16 protein-coding genes are annotated in these 15,633 nt (G+C 72.4%); 12 read left to right on the forward strand and 4 right to left on the reverse strand.

The annotated features are described in order from the left end of the window. The first annotated feature begins 9 nt into the window (after positions 1-9). Positions 10-333, forward strand: a complete 324-nt coding sequence (fdxA, locus tag AC6EH9_RS06095; RefSeq protein ID WP_498421570.1) for a ferredoxin — start codon at positions 10-12, stop codon at positions 331-333. Next, the gene (gene dapC / locus AC6EH9_RS06100) at positions 330-1,451 is read left to right on the forward strand and encodes a succinyldiaminopimelate transaminase (RefSeq protein ID WP_498421572.1); all 1,122 of its coding nucleotides are present in this window, start codon (positions 330-332) and stop codon (positions 1,449-1,451) included. Before fdxA ends, dapC begins: the two co-directional genes overlap by 4 nt. 37 nt (positions 1,452-1,488) lie before the next feature. Here the strand turns inward: dapC and AC6EH9_RS06105 are convergent, their stop codons facing one another. After that, positions 1,489-2,460, reverse strand: coding sequence for a VldE C-terminal domain-containing protein (locus AC6EH9_RS06105; RefSeq protein ID WP_498421574.1), 972 nt, complete (start codon positions 2,458-2,460; stop codon positions 1,489-1,491). A 64-nt stretch (positions 2,461-2,524) separates the two neighbouring features. Next, the gene (gene dapD / locus AC6EH9_RS06110; RefSeq protein WP_498421577.1) at positions 2,525-3,469 is read right to left on the reverse strand and encodes a 2,3,4,5-tetrahydropyridine-2,6-dicarboxylate N-succinyltransferase; all 945 of its coding nucleotides are present in this window, start codon (positions 3,467-3,469) and stop codon (positions 2,525-2,527) included. Positions 3,470-3,662: 193 nt separating this feature from the next. Here dapD and AC6EH9_RS06115 point away from each other — a divergent pair, with 193 nt between their 5' ends. The 7 genes from AC6EH9_RS06115 (at position 3,663) to AC6EH9_RS06145 (ending at position 11,661) form a co-directional block, all read left to right on the forward strand. Then, entirely contained in the window at positions 3,663-4,493 is an 831-nt protein-coding gene (locus AC6EH9_RS06115) for a hypothetical protein (protein WP_498421580.1), read from the forward strand. A 369-nt stretch (positions 4,494-4,862) separates the two neighbouring features. Continuing rightward, entirely contained in the window at positions 4,863-8,204 is a 3,342-nt protein-coding gene (gene ileS / locus AC6EH9_RS06120; RefSeq protein ID WP_498421582.1) for an isoleucine--tRNA ligase, read from the forward strand. A 27-nt stretch (positions 8,205-8,231) separates the two neighbouring features. Further along, positions 8,232-9,314, forward strand: coding sequence for a succinyl-diaminopimelate desuccinylase (gene dapE, locus AC6EH9_RS06125; protein ID WP_498421584.1), 1,083 nt, complete (start codon positions 8,232-8,234; stop codon positions 9,312-9,314). Further along, positions 9,311-10,114, forward strand: a complete 804-nt coding sequence (locus AC6EH9_RS06130; RefSeq protein ID WP_498421587.1) for an LOG family protein — start codon at positions 9,311-9,313, stop codon at positions 10,112-10,114. The genes dapE and AC6EH9_RS06130 overlap by 4 nt, the downstream gene beginning before the upstream one ends. Positions 10,115-10,118: 4 nt before the next feature. Continuing rightward, positions 10,119-10,421, forward strand: a complete 303-nt coding sequence (locus AC6EH9_RS06135) for a DivIVA domain-containing protein (protein ID WP_498421589.1) — start codon at positions 10,119-10,121, stop codon at positions 10,419-10,421. Positions 10,422-10,435: 14 nt separating this feature from the next. Next, positions 10,436-10,861, forward strand: a complete 426-nt coding sequence (locus AC6EH9_RS06140; RefSeq protein WP_498421591.1) for a hypothetical protein — start codon at positions 10,436-10,438, stop codon at positions 10,859-10,861. A gap of 23 nt (positions 10,862-10,884) precedes the next feature. Then, entirely contained in the window at positions 10,885-11,661 is a 777-nt protein-coding gene (locus AC6EH9_RS06145; RefSeq protein ID WP_498421593.1) for a DUF2817 domain-containing protein, read from the forward strand. Between the two features lie 6 nt (positions 11,662-11,667). Here the strand turns inward: AC6EH9_RS06145 and AC6EH9_RS06150 are convergent, their stop codons facing one another. After that, positions 11,668-12,477, reverse strand: a complete 810-nt coding sequence (locus AC6EH9_RS06150; RefSeq protein WP_498421596.1) for an enoyl-CoA hydratase/isomerase family protein — start codon at positions 12,475-12,477, stop codon at positions 11,668-11,670. Positions 12,478-12,736: 259 nt separating this feature from the next. On the opposite strand from AC6EH9_RS06150, the gene AC6EH9_RS06155 reads away from it, so the two are divergent. The 3 genes from AC6EH9_RS06155 to AC6EH9_RS06165 are packed head-to-tail and all read left to right on the forward strand — an operon-like array spanning position 12,737 to position 14,837. Next, positions 12,737-12,904, forward strand: a complete 168-nt coding sequence (locus AC6EH9_RS06155; protein ID WP_081795029.1) for a DUF3117 domain-containing protein — start codon at positions 12,737-12,739, stop codon at positions 12,902-12,904. A 5-nt stretch (positions 12,905-12,909) separates the two neighbouring features. Continuing rightward, positions 12,910-14,502 carry a leucyl aminopeptidase family protein gene (locus AC6EH9_RS06160; protein ID WP_498421599.1) on the forward strand — a complete coding sequence of 531 codons (1,593 nt, stop codon included), beginning with the start codon at positions 12,910-12,912 and terminating at the stop codon, positions 14,500-14,502. Then, positions 14,499-14,837, forward strand: a complete 339-nt coding sequence (locus AC6EH9_RS06165; RefSeq protein ID WP_498421602.1) for a hypothetical protein — start codon at positions 14,499-14,501, stop codon at positions 14,835-14,837. The genes AC6EH9_RS06160 and AC6EH9_RS06165 overlap by 4 nt, the downstream gene beginning before the upstream one ends. A 185-nt stretch (positions 14,838-15,022) precedes the next feature. On the opposite strand, the gene AC6EH9_RS06170 is transcribed toward AC6EH9_RS06165, so the two are convergent. Continuing rightward, positions 15,023-15,583 (reverse strand): O-methyltransferase, encoded by a 561-nt coding sequence (locus AC6EH9_RS06170; RefSeq protein WP_498421604.1) that lies wholly within the window; start codon positions 15,581-15,583, stop codon positions 15,023-15,025. Between the last annotated feature and the right edge of the window lie 50 nt (positions 15,584-15,633).

Raw genomic sequence — 15,633 nt, forward strand, 5'->3', positions numbered from 1 at the left:
GAGGAACTGGTGACCTACGTCATCGCCCAGCCGTGTGTCGACCTCAAGGACCGCGCGTGTGTCGACGAGTGTCCGGTCGACTGCATCTACGAGGGCAAGCGGATGCTCTACATCCACCCCGACGAGTGCGTGGACTGCGGCGCCTGCGAGCCGGTGTGCCCGGTCGAGGCGATCTTCTACGAGGACGACACGCCGGAGCAGTGGAAGGACTACTACACCGCCAACGTCGGGTTCTTCGAGGACCTCGGCTCGCCCGGTGGCGCGGCGAAGATGGGTGAGATCGACAAGGACCACCCGTTCATCGAGGCGCTGCCCCCGCAGAACCAGGAGTGAGCTCGCGCCGGGTCGGTGACGACCCCGTCTCGCGACGGCTTCCGGACTTCCCCTGGGACAAGCTCACCTCGTACGCCGCGCAGGCGCGCGGGCACGCCGAGGGGATCGTCGACCTCTCGGTCGGGACGCCCGTCGACCCGACCCCCGAGGTCGTCCAGGCGGCGCTGCGTGGAGCCGCCGACTCGCCGGGCTACCCGCAGACCATCGGCCTGCCGGAGACCCGCCAGGCCGTGATCGACTGGCTCCAGCGGCGCCTGGGCGTCACCGGCGTGGGCCTGGATGCGGTGCTGCCGGTGACCGGCTCCAAGGAGCTGATCGCGAACCTGGCCCTCCAGCTCGGGATCGGCGCCGGCGACCTGGTCGCCTACCCGGAGCTGGCCTACCCGACCTACGAGGTCGGCGCCGCGCTGGCGGGCGCCCGGGCGGTGGCGACCGACTCGCTGACCGCGCTCGGCCCCGAGGTGCCGGCGCTGCTGTGGATCAACTCGCCGTCCAACCCGACTGGCAAGGTGCTGCCGCTGGAGCACCTGCGCAAGGTCGTCGCGTGGTGCCGTGAGCGGGGCACCGTGCTGGTCTCCGACGAGTGCTACATCGAGATGGCCTGGGACCCGAGGAACCGGCCGATCTCGGTGCTGCACCCCGACGTCTGCGGCGGCTCCCACGAGGGGATCCTCGCGGTGCACTCGCTGTCGAAGCGCTCCAACCTGGCCGGGTACCGCTGCGCGTTCGTGGCCGGCGACCCGGCGCTGGTCGGCGAGCTGCTGGCGGTGCGCAAGAACCTCGGGCTGCAGATGCCCGGACCCCAGCAGGTCGCGATGGCCGCCGCGCTGGACGACGACGCCCACGTCGCCGAGCAGCACGCCCGCTACGCCGAGCGCCGGGCGGCGCTGGGTGCGGCCTTCGAGGGTGCTGGCTTCCGCATCGACCACTCCGAGGCCTCGCTGTACCTGTGGGCGACCCGCGACGAGGACTGCTGGGAGACCGTCGCCTGGCTCGCCGAGCGGGGCATCCTGGTCGCGCCCGGCGCCTTCTACGGCCGGGCCGGTGGGCGGCACGTCCGGATCGCCTTCACCGCCACCGACGAGCGGGTCGCTCAGGCTGCTCGCCGGCTGGCCTGAGTCGCTGCTCAGTCGGCTCTGGTCTGTCGGCTCTGCTTCAGTCGGCGACGTCGACGTGCACGTGGTCGCGGTGCTCGAGGATCGCGGCCGTGGCGGCGTCGCGCCCGCTGGTGTCGATCTTGTAGTCGCGCCAGCCCGCGGTGGAGCGCCGCGCGGTCCAGATCTTGCCGTCGAAGATCACGGTGTCGATGTCGAGGCGCTGGGCCTGGGCCACCAGGTAGCCGGCGATCGCCCAGCCGCGGCGCTTGTTGTCGCGGTTGATCGGGCGCACGAACACGTCCACCGCGCGGCCCTCGTAGTGCGCCGAGCCCTCCTTGTGGCCGCTGGAGACGCCCTCGGGGTCGAAGCCGCCCATCGGCAGCGGCCCGAAGACGGCGCGCAGGTCGCGTCGTACGGCGGCGGCGCGGTCGGTGAGCCCGGCCTCGTCGAGGTCGTCGGACTCGCGCTCCCGGTCCCCGCTGACCACGCAGGTGAAGGTGCCGCCCGGCGAGTTGCCGGTCAGCGCCGAGGCGAGCGCCCGGCCGTCGGCGGCGTGGTCGGCGTAGGCGTCGGGGAACCCCGAGCGCTGCACCTCCTGGGCGGCCTCGGTGATCGGCATCGACTCGTAGCCCTCGACCCGCTCCAGCGCGTCGTAGAACTTGTTGGTCGCGTAGACCGGGTCGAGCACCTCCTCCTCGGTGCCCCAGCCCTGCGAGGGGCGCTGCTGGAACAACCCGAGGGAGTCGCGATCGCCGAAGTCGATGTTGATGATCTTCGACTCCTGGTAGGCGGTCGCCAGTGCGATCGACGCCGCCCGGGCCGGCATCTGGCGCTGCACCGCGATCGCGGTGATCAGCGCGGCGTTCTCGGCCTGGTCGGTGGTCAGCTCGACCTCGCGCCCGTCCACGCTCGCCGTGCAGCCGCTCTGCCCGGGCAGCCGGACGACGCCCTCCTGGACCGCGAGGACCGAGACGGCGAGGACGGCGAGCAGGCCGACGCCTGCTCCCGTCCAGCGCAGTGCCTTGCCCATGCGTGTTCCTCGGGTGACTGGGGGAGTGGGTGTTGCGGGGGTGGGTGTGGGAGCGGGGCGGGGCTCAGTTCGCGTGCAGGATCGCGTTGAGCTCGACGCCCTCACCGCGCCACGGCACGGCCTCGATCGCGCCGGTCACCGAGTTGCGGCGGAACAGCACGTTCGAGGCGCCCGACAGGGTGACCGCCTTGACCACCTGCGGCTTGCCGTCCATGTCCTTGACGGTGACCTTGGTGCCGGCGGTGACGTAGCAGCCCGCCTCGACCACGCAGTCGTCGCCCAGCGAGATGCCCAGGCCGGAGTTGGCGCCCAGCAGGCAGCGCTCGCCGACGCTGATCACCTCCTTGCCACCGCCGGACAGGGTGCCCATGATCGAGGCGCCGCCGCCGACGTCGGAACCGTCGCCGATCAGCACGCCGGCCGAGATCCGGCCCTCGACCATCGAGGCGCCGAGGGTGCCGGCGTTGAAGTTCACGAAGCCCTCGTGCATCACCGTGGTGCCCTCGGCCAGGTGCGCGCCGAGGCGGACCCGGTCGGCGTCGGCGATGCGCACCCCGGACGGCATCACGTAGTCGACCAGGCGGGGGAACTTGTCCACCCCGTACACCGTCACGTGCTGCCCGGCGGCCTGGAGCCGGGCCCGGGTGCGCTCGAAGCCGGCGACCGCGCAGGGGCCGGCGGAGGTCCACACCACATTGGTGAGCAGCCCGAAGACGCCGTCCATGGAGATCTGGTGCGGCACCACCAGCCGCGAGGAGAGCAGGTGCAGGCGCAGCCAGGCGTCCTCGGTGCTCGCGGGGGCGGCCGAGAGGTCCGTGATCTGCACCAGCCGCACCTCGCGCCGTACGGCGCGCACGTCGTCCTCGCCCTCCAGCGCGCTCAGCTCGGCGGGCGCCGTCGGGTCGGCGGGGGCCGCGCCGAGCGCCGGCTCGGGGAACCACACGTCGAGGATGGTGTCGTCAGCGGTCACGGTGGCCAGGCCGAAGCCCCAGGCGTTAGCAGCAGTCACGCTCCCCAACTCTACGTAACGCCATCCACCCCGGCCGCCCCGCCGCGCCTCCACCCGGCTGTAACGCGGGGTTATGCCCACTCCCTCAGTGAAATAACGCTGGGGTAGGAGTGATAACCCCGCGTTACAAGCGGGTGGGGCGCGGCGGTGGCAGGATCGGGAGGAGGAGCGGGATCACACACACGGGGGCGACATGAGGCGACGTACGACGCGGTGGATCGGTACGGGGGCGGCGGTCGGGCTGCTGGCTGGGGGACTGGTGCTCGCAGGCCCTGCGGCGTCTGCCGATGTCCAGGTCACCTATGACTATCCCGAGCACGCGGCGGACATGCCGACCTCGGTGATCCCGGCGCAGACGCTGGTCTCGGCCCGGTCATCCGAGCACGTCGGTCCAGAGGGCCGGCGCGTACGGGCGACGGTGGTGCTCGGTGGTGTCCCGGACGCGGACACCGACGCCGACCTGCACCTGGTGTTCGGGACGCTGGCCGAGGACGGACAGTGCGTGGCCGAGGACGAGGTCGTCGTGTCGACCTTCGCGCCGAGCGGCGGGGCCACTCGGGCAGTCGACACGATCTCGCTGGAGACGGACCGGCCGGCCCGCCCTTTGGGGCAGGGGCTGTGCACGTTCGTCAGCCTGACGCCCGGTGACAGCGGCGTCTCGCCCTACGACCGGCTCGACGGGAAGCTCAAGTGGTACGTGATTGCGGACCCCGCCGGAGTGATCTCGATGGATCGGATCCCGGCCCGGACGGTACGCACCAAGCGCTGGACGACGGTGCGGGTGCGGATCACCGCGGTGACCGACGCGAGCCACTTCCGAGTGCGGGGCTACGGGAAGGGGCTGAAGACGCGGGAGGTGCGCGTGAATGACTCCGTCGAGGCGGGCGAGCGGATCGTCGTACGCCTGCCCGTCAAGCTCCTCGTCAACCGGAAGCGGAAGCTGAAGATCACCGCCACCGCCGCGGCCAGGGCCTTCGGCGCCCAAGCGAGCCGCCAGGTCTGGATCAAGCCCCGCCGCCGCTGACCGCCGCCCGCCAGCGCCCGCACCGCCCGCCCGCGCCTCCACCCAGCTGTAACGCGGGGTTATGCCCACTACCTCAGTGAAATAACGCTGGGGTAGGAGTGATAACTCCGCGTTACAAGGGGGGTTGGGGCCGGCAGGGGCGCGGGCGCGCGGCGCGGGCGGCGCGGGGCCGCGCGGTGGGCGGGAATGGATTGGTGGGGCGGGGATGCGCGGGCTAATCTGGGAGGCAAGGCGTCTGAGCCGTCATCAGCGGCGAGCCTCCGGAAGAACGGCGCGCGAGCGCTCACTAGAACCGGACGGGTGGGCCCGTCACAGCCTGCGATGAAGTGGTCGCCCGCGTGCGGGTGGCAAGCGAGGTGGTACCGCGGCGTGAGTCGTCCTCGTGGTCTGGACACGATCGACCCGACCCGCCACCAGGAGAAGCCACCGATGACCTACCCGAAGGTCGCCACCAGCGGCACCAGCAACGTCCCGTCCTCCCCGCGCTTCCCGGAGATCGAGGAGCGGGTGCTGGCGTACTGGAAGGACGACGAGACCTTCCAGGCCAGCGTGCAGGCGCGCGAGGCCGGTGCGAACGGCGAGAACGAGTTCGTCTTCTACGACGGCCCGCCGTTCGCCAACGGGCTGCCGCACTACGGCCACCTGCTGACCGGGTACGTCAAGGACATCGTGCCGCGCTACCAGACGATGCGCGGCAAGCGCGTCGAGCGCCGCTTCGGCTGGGACACCCACGGCCTGCCCGCCGAGCTCGAGGCGATGCGCCAGCTCGGCCTGAAGACCACCGACGAGATCCACGAGCTCGGCGTGGAGAAGTTCAACGCCGCCTGCCGCGAGTCGGTGCTGCGCTACACCGGCGAGTGGCGCGAGTACGTGACCCGCCAGGCGCGCTGGGTCGACTTCGACCACGACTACAAGACGCTCAACCCCGACTACATGGAGAGCGTCATCTGGGCGTTCAAGAGCCTGTACGACAAGGGGCTGGTCTACGAGGGCTTCCGCGTCCTGCCCTACTGCTGGAACGACGAGACGCCGCTGTCGAACCACGAGCTGCGGATGGACGACGACGTCTACAAGAGCCGCCAGGACCCGGCCGTCACGGTCGGCTTCCGCCTCGAGCCGCTGCCCGGGCGCCCCGACCCGGTCCTCGACGGCGCGCACGTGCTGATCTGGACCACCACCCCGTGGACGCTGCCCTCGAACCTCGCGGTGATGGTCGGCTCCGACATCGACTACGTCGTGGTCGAGGCGCCCGTGCCCGGCACCGAGGAGACGGCGCGCTACCTGCTGGCCGAGGCCCGGCTGGCGTCGTACGCCCGCGAGCTGGCCGGCGAGGACGGCGAGTTCACGATCCTCGGCCGCTACCGCGGCGCCGACCTGGTCGGGCGCCGCTACACGCCGCCGTTCTCCTACTACCTGGGCCACGAGAACGCCTTCCGCGTGGTCGCCGCCGACGACGCGGTCACCACCACCGACGGCACCGGCGTGGTGCACACCGCCGGCGCGTTCGGTGAGGTCGACAAGGAGGTCACCGACCGCGAGCACATCGAGGCGGTGATGCCGGTCGGCAAGGACGGGCGCTTCACCCACCCCGTCGACGACTACGCCGGGATGCTGGTCTTCGACGCCAACCTGCACGTGATCGACCACCTCAAGGCCGCCACCCGCGGCGCGAGCGAGGGGACCGGCTCGGTCACCCCCGGCACGGTCCTGCTGCGCCGCGAGACCTACGACCACTCCTACCCGCACTGCTGGCGCTGCCGCGAGCCGCTGATCTACAAGGGCGTCTCGTCGTGGTTCGTCGAGGTCACCGCGATCAAGGACCGGATGGTCGAGCTCAACCAGCAGATCCACTGGGTGCCCGAACACATCAAGGACGGCCAGTTCGGCAAGTGGCTGGAGAACGCCCGCGACTGGTCGATCACCCGCAACCGCTTCTGGGGATCGCCGGTGCCGGTGTGGAAGAGCGACGACCCGGCCTACCCCCGCATCGACGTCTACGGCTCCTTCGAGGAGCTCGAGCGCGACTTCGGGGTCACCGTCACCGACCTGCACCGCCCCTACATCGACGAGCTGACCCGGCCCAACCCCGACGACCCGACGGGGCGGTCCACGATGCGCCGCGTCGAGGACGTCCTCGACGTCTGGTTCGACTCCGGGTCGATGTCGTTCGCGCAGGTGCACTACCCGTTCGAGAACGCCGAGTGGTTCGAGCACCACTTCCCCGGCGACTTCATCGTGGAGTACATCGGCCAGACCCGCGGCTGGTTCTACACGATGCATGTGCTGGCCACCGCGCTCTTCGACCGCCCGGCGTTCAGCTCGTGCATCAGCCACGGCATCGTGCTCGGCTCCGACGGCGCCAAGATGAGCAAGTCGCTGCGCAACTACCCCGACGTCAGCGAGGTCTTCGACCGCGACGGCGCCGACGCGATGCGCTGGTTCCTGATGTCGAGCCCGATCCTGCGCGGCGGCAACCTGGTCGTCACCGAGGCCGGCATCCGCGACTCCGTGCGCCAGGTGCTGATGCCGCTGTGGAGCAGCTGGTACTTCTTCACCCTCTACGCCAACGCCGCCGGCGAGAGCGGCTACGAGGCGACGCCGCGCACCGACTCCGCGCACCCGATGGACCGCTACATCCTGGCCAAGCTGCGCCAGTACGTCGCGCAGGCCACCGGCCAGCTCGACGAGTACGACATCGCCGGGGCCTGCGAGTCGACGCGGACCTTCGTCGATGTGCTCACCAACTGGTACATCCGCCGCTCGCGCGAGCGGTTCTGGGCCACCGGCGCGGTCGAGGAGAGCGAGGCTCACGACGCCTTCGACACCCTGGCCACCGTGCTGGACGTCCTCTGCCGGACCACCGCTCCGCTGCTGCCGCTGACCACCGAGGAGATCTGGCGCGGGCTGACCGGCGGGCGCTCGGTGCACCTCACCGACTGGCCGACGCTCGACACGCTGCCGGCCGACGACGCGCTGGTCGCCGCGATGGACGCGGTGCGCGAGGTCTGCTCGGCGGGCTCGGCGCTGCGCAAGGCCGCCAAGCTGCGCAACCGGCTGCCGCTCGCGCAGCTCACCGTGGTGGTGGGCGACGCGCAGGCGCTGGCCGGCTTCGAGGAGATCATCGCCGACGAGCTCAACGTGAAGTCGGTGCGGCTGCTCGACCTGGCCGCCCCCGAGGCCGCGTCGTACGGGGTGTCGCAGAAGCTCAACGTGAATGCCCGCGCCGCCGGCCCGCGGCTGGGCAAGGACGTGCAGCGCGCGATCAAGGGCTCGAAGTCCGGGGACTGGTCGGTCGCCGAGGACGGCACCGTGACCTCCGGCGGGCTGGCGCTGGTGGAGGGGGAGTACACCCTCGAGACCGTCGCCGCGGGCGCCGCGGACGGCTCGGCCACCGGGGTGCTGCCCGGCGGCGGGTTCGTCGTGCTGGACACCGGCGTCTCGCCGGAGCTGGCCGCCGAGGGCCTGGCGCGCGACCTGGTCCGCGCCGTGCAGCAGGCGCGCCGCGAGGCCGGTCTGGAGGTCTCCGACCGGATCACGCTGACGGTGGACGGCCCCGGAGCCGTGCTCGAGGCCGTGCGCACCCACCAGGCGCTGGTGGCCGGGGAGACCCTGGCCACCGAGGTCGTCATCGGCGCCGGCGCGCCCGAGGGCGCCACCGAGGCGCCGGTGGGCGAGGGGGAGACGGCCACGATCTCGGTCGCCCGGCGCTGAGGGGGCGGTGGCTGGTTGGATGGCACCATGACGCAAGCCGCTGTGACCCCGCTGGACCTCGAGGCCGACGTCGTGGCCCTGACCGAGCAGCTGGTCAACATCGAGTCGGTGAGTCGTGCCGAGGGCCCGATCGCGGACGCGGTCGAGGCCGCCCTGCGCGCCTACCCGCACCTGCGCGTGACCCGGCACGGTCACACGGTGGTGGCCCGCACCGAGCTGGGGCTGCCCGAGCGGGTGGTGATCGCCGGTCACCTGGACACCGTCCCGCTCAACGACAACCTGCCGGCGCGCCGCGACGGCGACCTGCTGCACGGCCTGGGCACCTGTGACATGAAGGGCGGCGACGCGGTCATCCTGCACCTGGCCGCGACGCTGCCCGAGCCCAACCGCGACGTCACCTACATCCTCTACGAGGCCGAGGAGATCGAGGCGGTGCACAACGGCCTCAAGCTGCTCGCCGAGAGCCACCCCGAGCTGCTCGAGGCGGACTTCGCGATCCTGATGGAGCCCTCCAACGCCTCGGTCGAGGCGGGCTGCCAGGGCACGCTGCGCGTCGAGGTGCGCACCTCAGGGGAGCGCGCCCACTCCGCGCGCAGCTGGCGCGGCGTCAACGCCATCCACAAGGCGGGCGCGATCCTGCGCACCCTGGAGGAGTTCGAGCCCCGCAAGCCGGTGATCGACGGGTTGGAGTACCACGAGGGCCTCAACGCCGTCTTCGTCTCCGGTGGCGTCGCCGGCAACGTGCTGCCCGACGAGTGCGTCGTCACCGTCAACTACCGCTTCGCCCCGGACCGCTCCGAGGCCGAGGCCGAGGCGTTCTGCCGCGAGCTCTTCGCCGGCTACGACGTACGCCTCACCGACACCTCACCCGGAGCGCTGCCCGGCCTGACGGTGCCCGCCGCCGCGGCGTTCGTGGAGGCGGTCGGCGGCCAGGTGGCGCCGAAGTTCGGCTGGACCGACGTGGCGCGCTTCAGCGCGCTGGGCATCCCGGCGGTCAACTTCGGCCCCGGCGACCCGGTGCTGGCCCACAAGCAGGAGGAACACGTGCCGATCGAGCACATCACCCGTTGCGAGCAGCAGCTGCGGCGCTGGCTGGGAGGCTCCCGATGACCACACCCCCGGCCACCGACCCCGTCGGAGAGCACGACCGCACCCGGGTGCGCCGTCGCGGCGCCGAGGTGATGCGGCGCAGCCAGGTCGACCACGGCACCACCGACCAGCGGCTGCTCGACTCGCGCGGGCCCAGCGACTGGGTGCACACCGACCCGTGGCGGGTGCTGCGGATCCAGGCCGAGTTCGTCGAGGGCTTCGGCGCGCTGGCAGAGCTGGGCCCGGCCATCGGCGTCTTCGGCTCCGCGCGCACCAAGGCCGACCACCCGCACTACGCGATGGCCGAGGAGGTCGGGCGCAAGCTCGCCGAGGCCGGCTTCGCGGTCGTCACCGGCGGCGGTCCCGGCGCGATGGAGGCCGCCAACAAGGGCGCCTCGGAGGCCGGCGGGGTGAGTGTCGGACTCGGCATCGAGCTGCCCTTCGAGACCGGGCTCAACCAGTGGGTCGACAAGGGCATCAACTTCCGCTACTTCTTCGCCCGCAAGACCATGTTCATCAAGTACTCCCAGGGCTTCGTGGTCCTGCCCGGCGGCGTCGGCACCTTCGACGAGCTCTTCGAGGCGCTGACCCTGGTCCAGACCGGCAAGAAGACGTCGTTCCCGATCGTCCTGCTCGGCGTCGACTACTGGCAGGGGCTGATCGGGTGGCTGCGCGAGACGGTGATGGCCGAGGGCAAGATCTCGCCGCAGGACCTCGACCTGATCACGCTGACCGACGACGTCGACCACGCCGTCTCGCTGATGGTCGAGGCCCGACACGGCGACTGGCCCGCCGACCCCGTTCCCGAGCAGCCGGAGTGACGCCATGGTCTGGTTCTTCGCGGTCCTGATCGTGCTCGCCATGGGCGGGGTCGCGCTCGTCGCCGCCGGGCGGGGCGACCCGCTCCTCGACGTGTACGACGACCGTCCCGACGCCCTGGTGCCGGCCGAGGGGCCGCTGCGCCCCGAGGACCTGCGCCGGGTGCGCTTCTCGGTGGCCTTCCGGGGCTACCGGATGTCCGAGGTCGACGCCCTGCTCGACCGGCTGGCCCGCCAGCAGGAGGACGCCGCCGGCGGGCCCGGCGCCGTACCGCCCGCGGACTCGCGTGGCGGCCCCGACCCGGACTAGGGCACACTGCCCGGGTGTCCACGCAGGTGATCATCTACATCCTGACCGCCCTCGCCGCGGTCGTCGTCGTGCTCACGAGGGTCCGGCTGGGCTCGGAGACCGGAGGTGCGGGGCAGTTCCGGGTCGGCCGAGCGCTGCTGAACCTGCACACGGTGGTCGGTGCGCTGGCCATCGTGACATGGCTGGTCTTCCTCCTCGCCCCGAAGGACTCGGCGCTGGGCGGAGCCGGGTTCGGCGTCGTCTCGCTGGGCCTGTGGTGGGTGGTCGCGCTGGCCGGCCTGGCGATCCTGCTGCGCTGGGCGCCCACCCGCGGCAAGCACGCCTCCGGCAGCCGTGAGGACACCTGGAGCGACGGCCCCGCGCTGTCGCTCCTCGCCCACGTCGGCATGCTCGTCGGCGCCTGCGTGTTCACAGGCGCCTACCTGGTCGCCGCGGTCTGACCCGCGAAGGCTCAGGCTCTCGGATGCTGCGCTCACGTCTCCTGGTCCTCGTCGCCGCCCTCGCCCTGGCCACCGGGCTGACCACCGGGCTGGCCACGCCGTGGGCCCCGGCGGTCTCGGTTGAGGCCGCGTCGTCGCAGAGTGCCGCTGAGCGGTCCGCGGTGGTCGAGACCCGGGTGATCGGCCGCTCGGTGCGCGGGCGCGCGATCCGGGCCTTCCGCCTCGGCGAGCCCGGGCGGAAGCGGGTCGTGCTGATCTCGACCATGCACGGCAACGAGCGCCGGACCAAGCAGATCCTCGAGGCGCTGCGCGACGGCCCGGCGATCCGCGGGGTCGACCTGTGGGTGATCCCCACCTACAACCCCGACGGCTTCGCCCGAGGCACCCGCAAGAACGCCCGCGGGGTCGATCTGAACCGCAACTTCCCCTACCGGTGGGCCGACCTCGACGGCAACTACGAGTCGGGCCGGCGACCGGCCTCCGAGCCTGAGACCCGCGCCGTGATGGGCTTCCTCGACGACGTCGAGCCGCACCGCGTCCTGAGCTTCCACCAGCCGCTGCACGGGGTGGACACCGACACGAAGTCGAAGGGCTTCGCGCGGCGGGTGGCGCGTGGGCTGCGGCTGCCGCGCAAGACCTTCTCCTGCGGCAGCGTGTGCCACGGGACGATGACGATGTGGTTCAACCACACCTTCGCCGGGTCCGCGCTCACCGTCGAGTACGGCGCCGCCCCGCGCCGGCGCACGATGCGCGTCGACGCGCCCCGACAGGTGCTGAGGATCTTCGGGGCGCGTCGCTGACGGGCCTCAGCGGCCCTGGAACTCCGGCTTCTGCTTGGCGATGAACGCGGCCACCGCGCTCTCGTGGTCGGCGGTGGCCCCGGTGCGCTGCATCATCCGGCTCTCGAAGGCCAGCGAGTCCTCGAAGCCGTGACCGGCGGCGTAGGAGACCGACTGGCGGATCGAGGCGAGCGCGACCGTCGGGCCGGCGGCCAGGCGGACGGCCAGCTCGCGCACGGTGCTCTCGAGCTCGGCGGGGGGCACCACGCGGCTGGCGAGGCCGATCTCGAGCGCCTCGGCGGCCGGCACCGTGCGGGGGAAGTAGAGCAGGTCCAGCGCGCGGGCCGGACCGACGAGGCGCTGCAGGGTCCAGCTGGCGCCGGTGTCGCAGGAGAGCGCCACCCCGGCGAAGGCCAGGTTGAAGCCGGCGGTGTCCGCGACGATGCGCAGGTCGCAGGCCATCGCCAGGCTCGCGCCGGCCCCCGCGGCGACGCCGTTCACGGCCGCCAGCACCGGCTTGTCCATCGTGGCCAGTGCGGTGACGATCGGGTTGTAGTGCTCGTCGACGGTGCGGAACAGCTGCTCGCTGGAGTCGCTGTGCAGGATCTCGATGTGCTCCTTGAGGTCCTGGCCCACGCAGAACGCCCGCCCGGTGCCGGTCAGCACCACGCAGCGCACCGCGGGGTCCTCGGCGACGCTGGTGACGGTCTCGCGCAGGGCGACCTTCGTGGCCACGTCGAGGCTGTTCATCGCGCCGGCGCGGTTGAGGGTGATCGTGGCGACGCCCTCGGTGACGTCGAGCAGGACGGGGGACTCGGGTGACTGCGTGTCGGACATGGCGTGACCCTATCGGTGGGCGAGCGCTCGGAGGGTTCGATCCCGCGCAGGTGGGTACGGTGCCCAGCGCCCCGGGTGCCGCGACGAGCGTGTCGCAGCGCCGCGCAGACCCCCTCGCGAGACCGTGGCCCGACCTGTGGTCGGCGTCACTTCGCTGATGGGGGATAATGGTGCGGCGCACGGCCCCCCCCCGGACCTCCGGGGAGGACGCACGGGGCGCGCAGGTACCACAACACGTACTCACAGAAGAGGTGCACGGATGGCGGCAATGAAGCCTCGGACGGGTGACGGTCCACTGGAGGTCACCAAGGAGGGCCGGGGCATCGTGATGCGCGTGCCTCTCGAGGGCGGCGGCCGCCTGGTGGTGGAGCTCAACGCCGAAGAGGCCGGGGCTCTGGGCAACGCCCTCAAGGACGTCGTCGGCTGATCGCCGTGACATCCCCCGCATCGACCGCAGTGACGCCCCAGCTTCCCAGCCAGGTCTCGCCGCCGGAGTTCGCGCTCAGCGCCACCGCCGCCCACGCCATCCTCGGCGTGGAGGTGGTGGCGCTGCCCGTCATCCCCGCACCCGGCGCGTCCGCCTCCGAGGACAGCGGCGCAGTGCTGCTCGGCCCCGGGGGCGCGGAGCTCTCCGAGGCGCTCGGGGTGGACCTCCTCGAGCTGCTCGAGCAGCAGGAGGCGACCGGCCGCACCGGTGAGATCACCTCGTTCCCGGTGCTCGGCACCCAGGGACTCGACAACGACCGGCTGAGGACCGTTCTCCTGGTCGGCGTCGGCGAGCAGCAGCCCGTCGACTTCCGGCGCGCCGGCGCCGCGCTGGCCCGCGCCACCCGGGACCGCTCCAGCCTGGCCACGACGCTGCCCGCGATCGCCCCCGACGGCGGCCTGGAGGCCTTCGTGGTGGGCGCGATGCTGGGCTCCTTCGTCTTCCACTGGCGCTCGGAGGGACCCGAGCACCACCCGGTCGGCCGGATCGTGCTCGCCGGCCTGCCGGACGCGGACGACGACGCGCGGGCCCTGGAGCTCGACCGGGCCCTGGCCCTCGGCGGTGCCGGCTGGCGGGCGCGGGTGCTGGCCACGGTGCCCTCGAACCTGAAGAACCCGGGCTGGCTGGCCGAGCAGGCCCGCCTCGTCGCCGACGAGGCCGGCCTCGAGATCACCGTGCTCGACGAGACCGAGCTGGCCGCTGAGGGCTTCGGCGGCATCGTCGCGGTCGGGCAGGCCTCCGCCACGCCGCCGCGGCTGATCCGGCTCGACTACACGCCGCCCGGCGCCGATCGTCGTACGCCGCGGGTGGTGCTGGTCGGCAAGGGCATCACCTTCGACACCGGCGGCCTGTCGATCAAGCCCGGCGAGGCCATGGTCAACATGAAGCGCGACATGACCGGCGGCGCCGTGGTGATCTCGGTGCTCGCCGCGCTGGCCGACGTGGGCTGCCCGGTGCGTGTCACCGGCCTGATCGCGGCCGCCGAGAACGCCGTCAGCGGCAACGCGCTGCGCCCCGGCGACGTGATCCGTCACTACGGAGGGCGCACCAGCGAGGTCACCAACACCGACGCCGAGGGGCGCCTGGTGATGGCCGACGCGCTCGCCTTCGCCGCCCGCGAGCTGAAGCCCGCCGCGCTGGTCGACATCGCCACGCTGACCGGCGCGATGAAGGTGGCCCTGGGGCTGCGCACCGGCGGCTTCTTCGCCAACGACGAGGCGCTGGCCGCGTCGATCCGCGAGGCCGGCGAGGTCTCGGGGGAGACGCTGTGGCGGATGCCGCTGGTCGCCGACTACGAGGAGAAGCTCGCCTCGAAGGTCGCCGACGCCGACAACGCCGCCGGCGGGGCCGGCGCCATCACCGCGGCGCTGTTCCTGCAGCACTTCGCCGGTGACGTGCCGTGGGCCCACCTCGACGTCGCCTCGGTCGGCGACTCGCCCGAGGACGTGCACGAGTGGACGGCCGGTCCGACCGGCTTCGGCGCCCGGGCCCTGCTCACCTGGCTCGGCCGGCCCGACCCGCTGGACGGGGTCTCGTGAAGGGGCTGACCGTCCGCTGGTCGCTGCATGAGGCTCCGGCCGGAGTCGAGGAGGAGCTCGCGTCGTACGTCGCGGACTCCTCGCACGCCCGGTTCACCGGGATGGCCGGGCTGCGCTTCAAGACCTGGCGGATGCGCCCGGGGGAGTGGTTCGAGGGCTGCTACGTCTTCGCCACCGATCAGGCGCGCGCCGACTTCCAGGCTGGCTTCGCCGCCGGGGCCGCCGACGCCCCCGGCTCGAAGATCATCGGCAGCGCCCCGGTCCTCATCGAGGAGTGCGACATCGTCGCCATCGCCGAGGGCTGGGACGGCTTCCACGCCACCCCCCGCGCCTGACCCGCCGACTCGGCGCGAGCTCGCACCCAAAGCACGCCGAGTCGGCGTGAACTCGCACCCGCAGCGTGCCGAGTCGGCGCGAACTGCGGAGTTCGCGCCGACTCGCGTCGCACGGCGAGTGAGTTCACGCCGACTCGCGTCGTACGGCGGGTGAGTTCGCGCCGACTCGGCGTAGGGCGGGTGGGTCAGGCGCCGGCTTCGGGGGACCAGACCTTCTTGGCGGCGAGCAGGCCGTCGCCGACGGGGAGCAGGACCGAGAGCAGGGCGTCGTGCTCGGCGATGCGGTGGCCCAGGGAGCGGATGGCGACGGTGTCGGCGTCGCGCTGGGACGGGTCCGCCACCCGGTCGTGCCACAGGGCGTTGTCGAAGACCACGATCCCGCCGGGGCGCAGCAGGCGCAGCGCCTCGTCGAGGTAGGCGCCGTACTCCTGCTTCTCGCCGTCGCAGAAGACGAGGTCGTAGTGCCCGTCTGTCAGCCGCGGGAGCACGTCGAGGGCCGAGCCGGAGATCGTCCGGGCCCGCTGGGCGGGGATCCCCGCGTCGCTGAAGCTCCGCTTGGCCAGGCGCTGGTGCTCGGCCTCGATGTCCACCGTGGTCAGCACGCCGTCCGCGCGCATGCCGCGCAGCAGCCACAGCCCGGAGACACCCGTCCCGGTGCCGATCTCGACGACGGCGCGCGCCTCGAGCAGGGCGGCCAGGAAGCGCAGGGTGGCGCCGGCGCCGGGGCTGACCGGCACCACGCCCATCTCGTCGGCCCGGCTGCGGGCAGCCGCCAGGACGTCGTCCTCGGCGACGA

The organism is Nocardioides sp. Z21_20 (assembly GCF_059766585.1).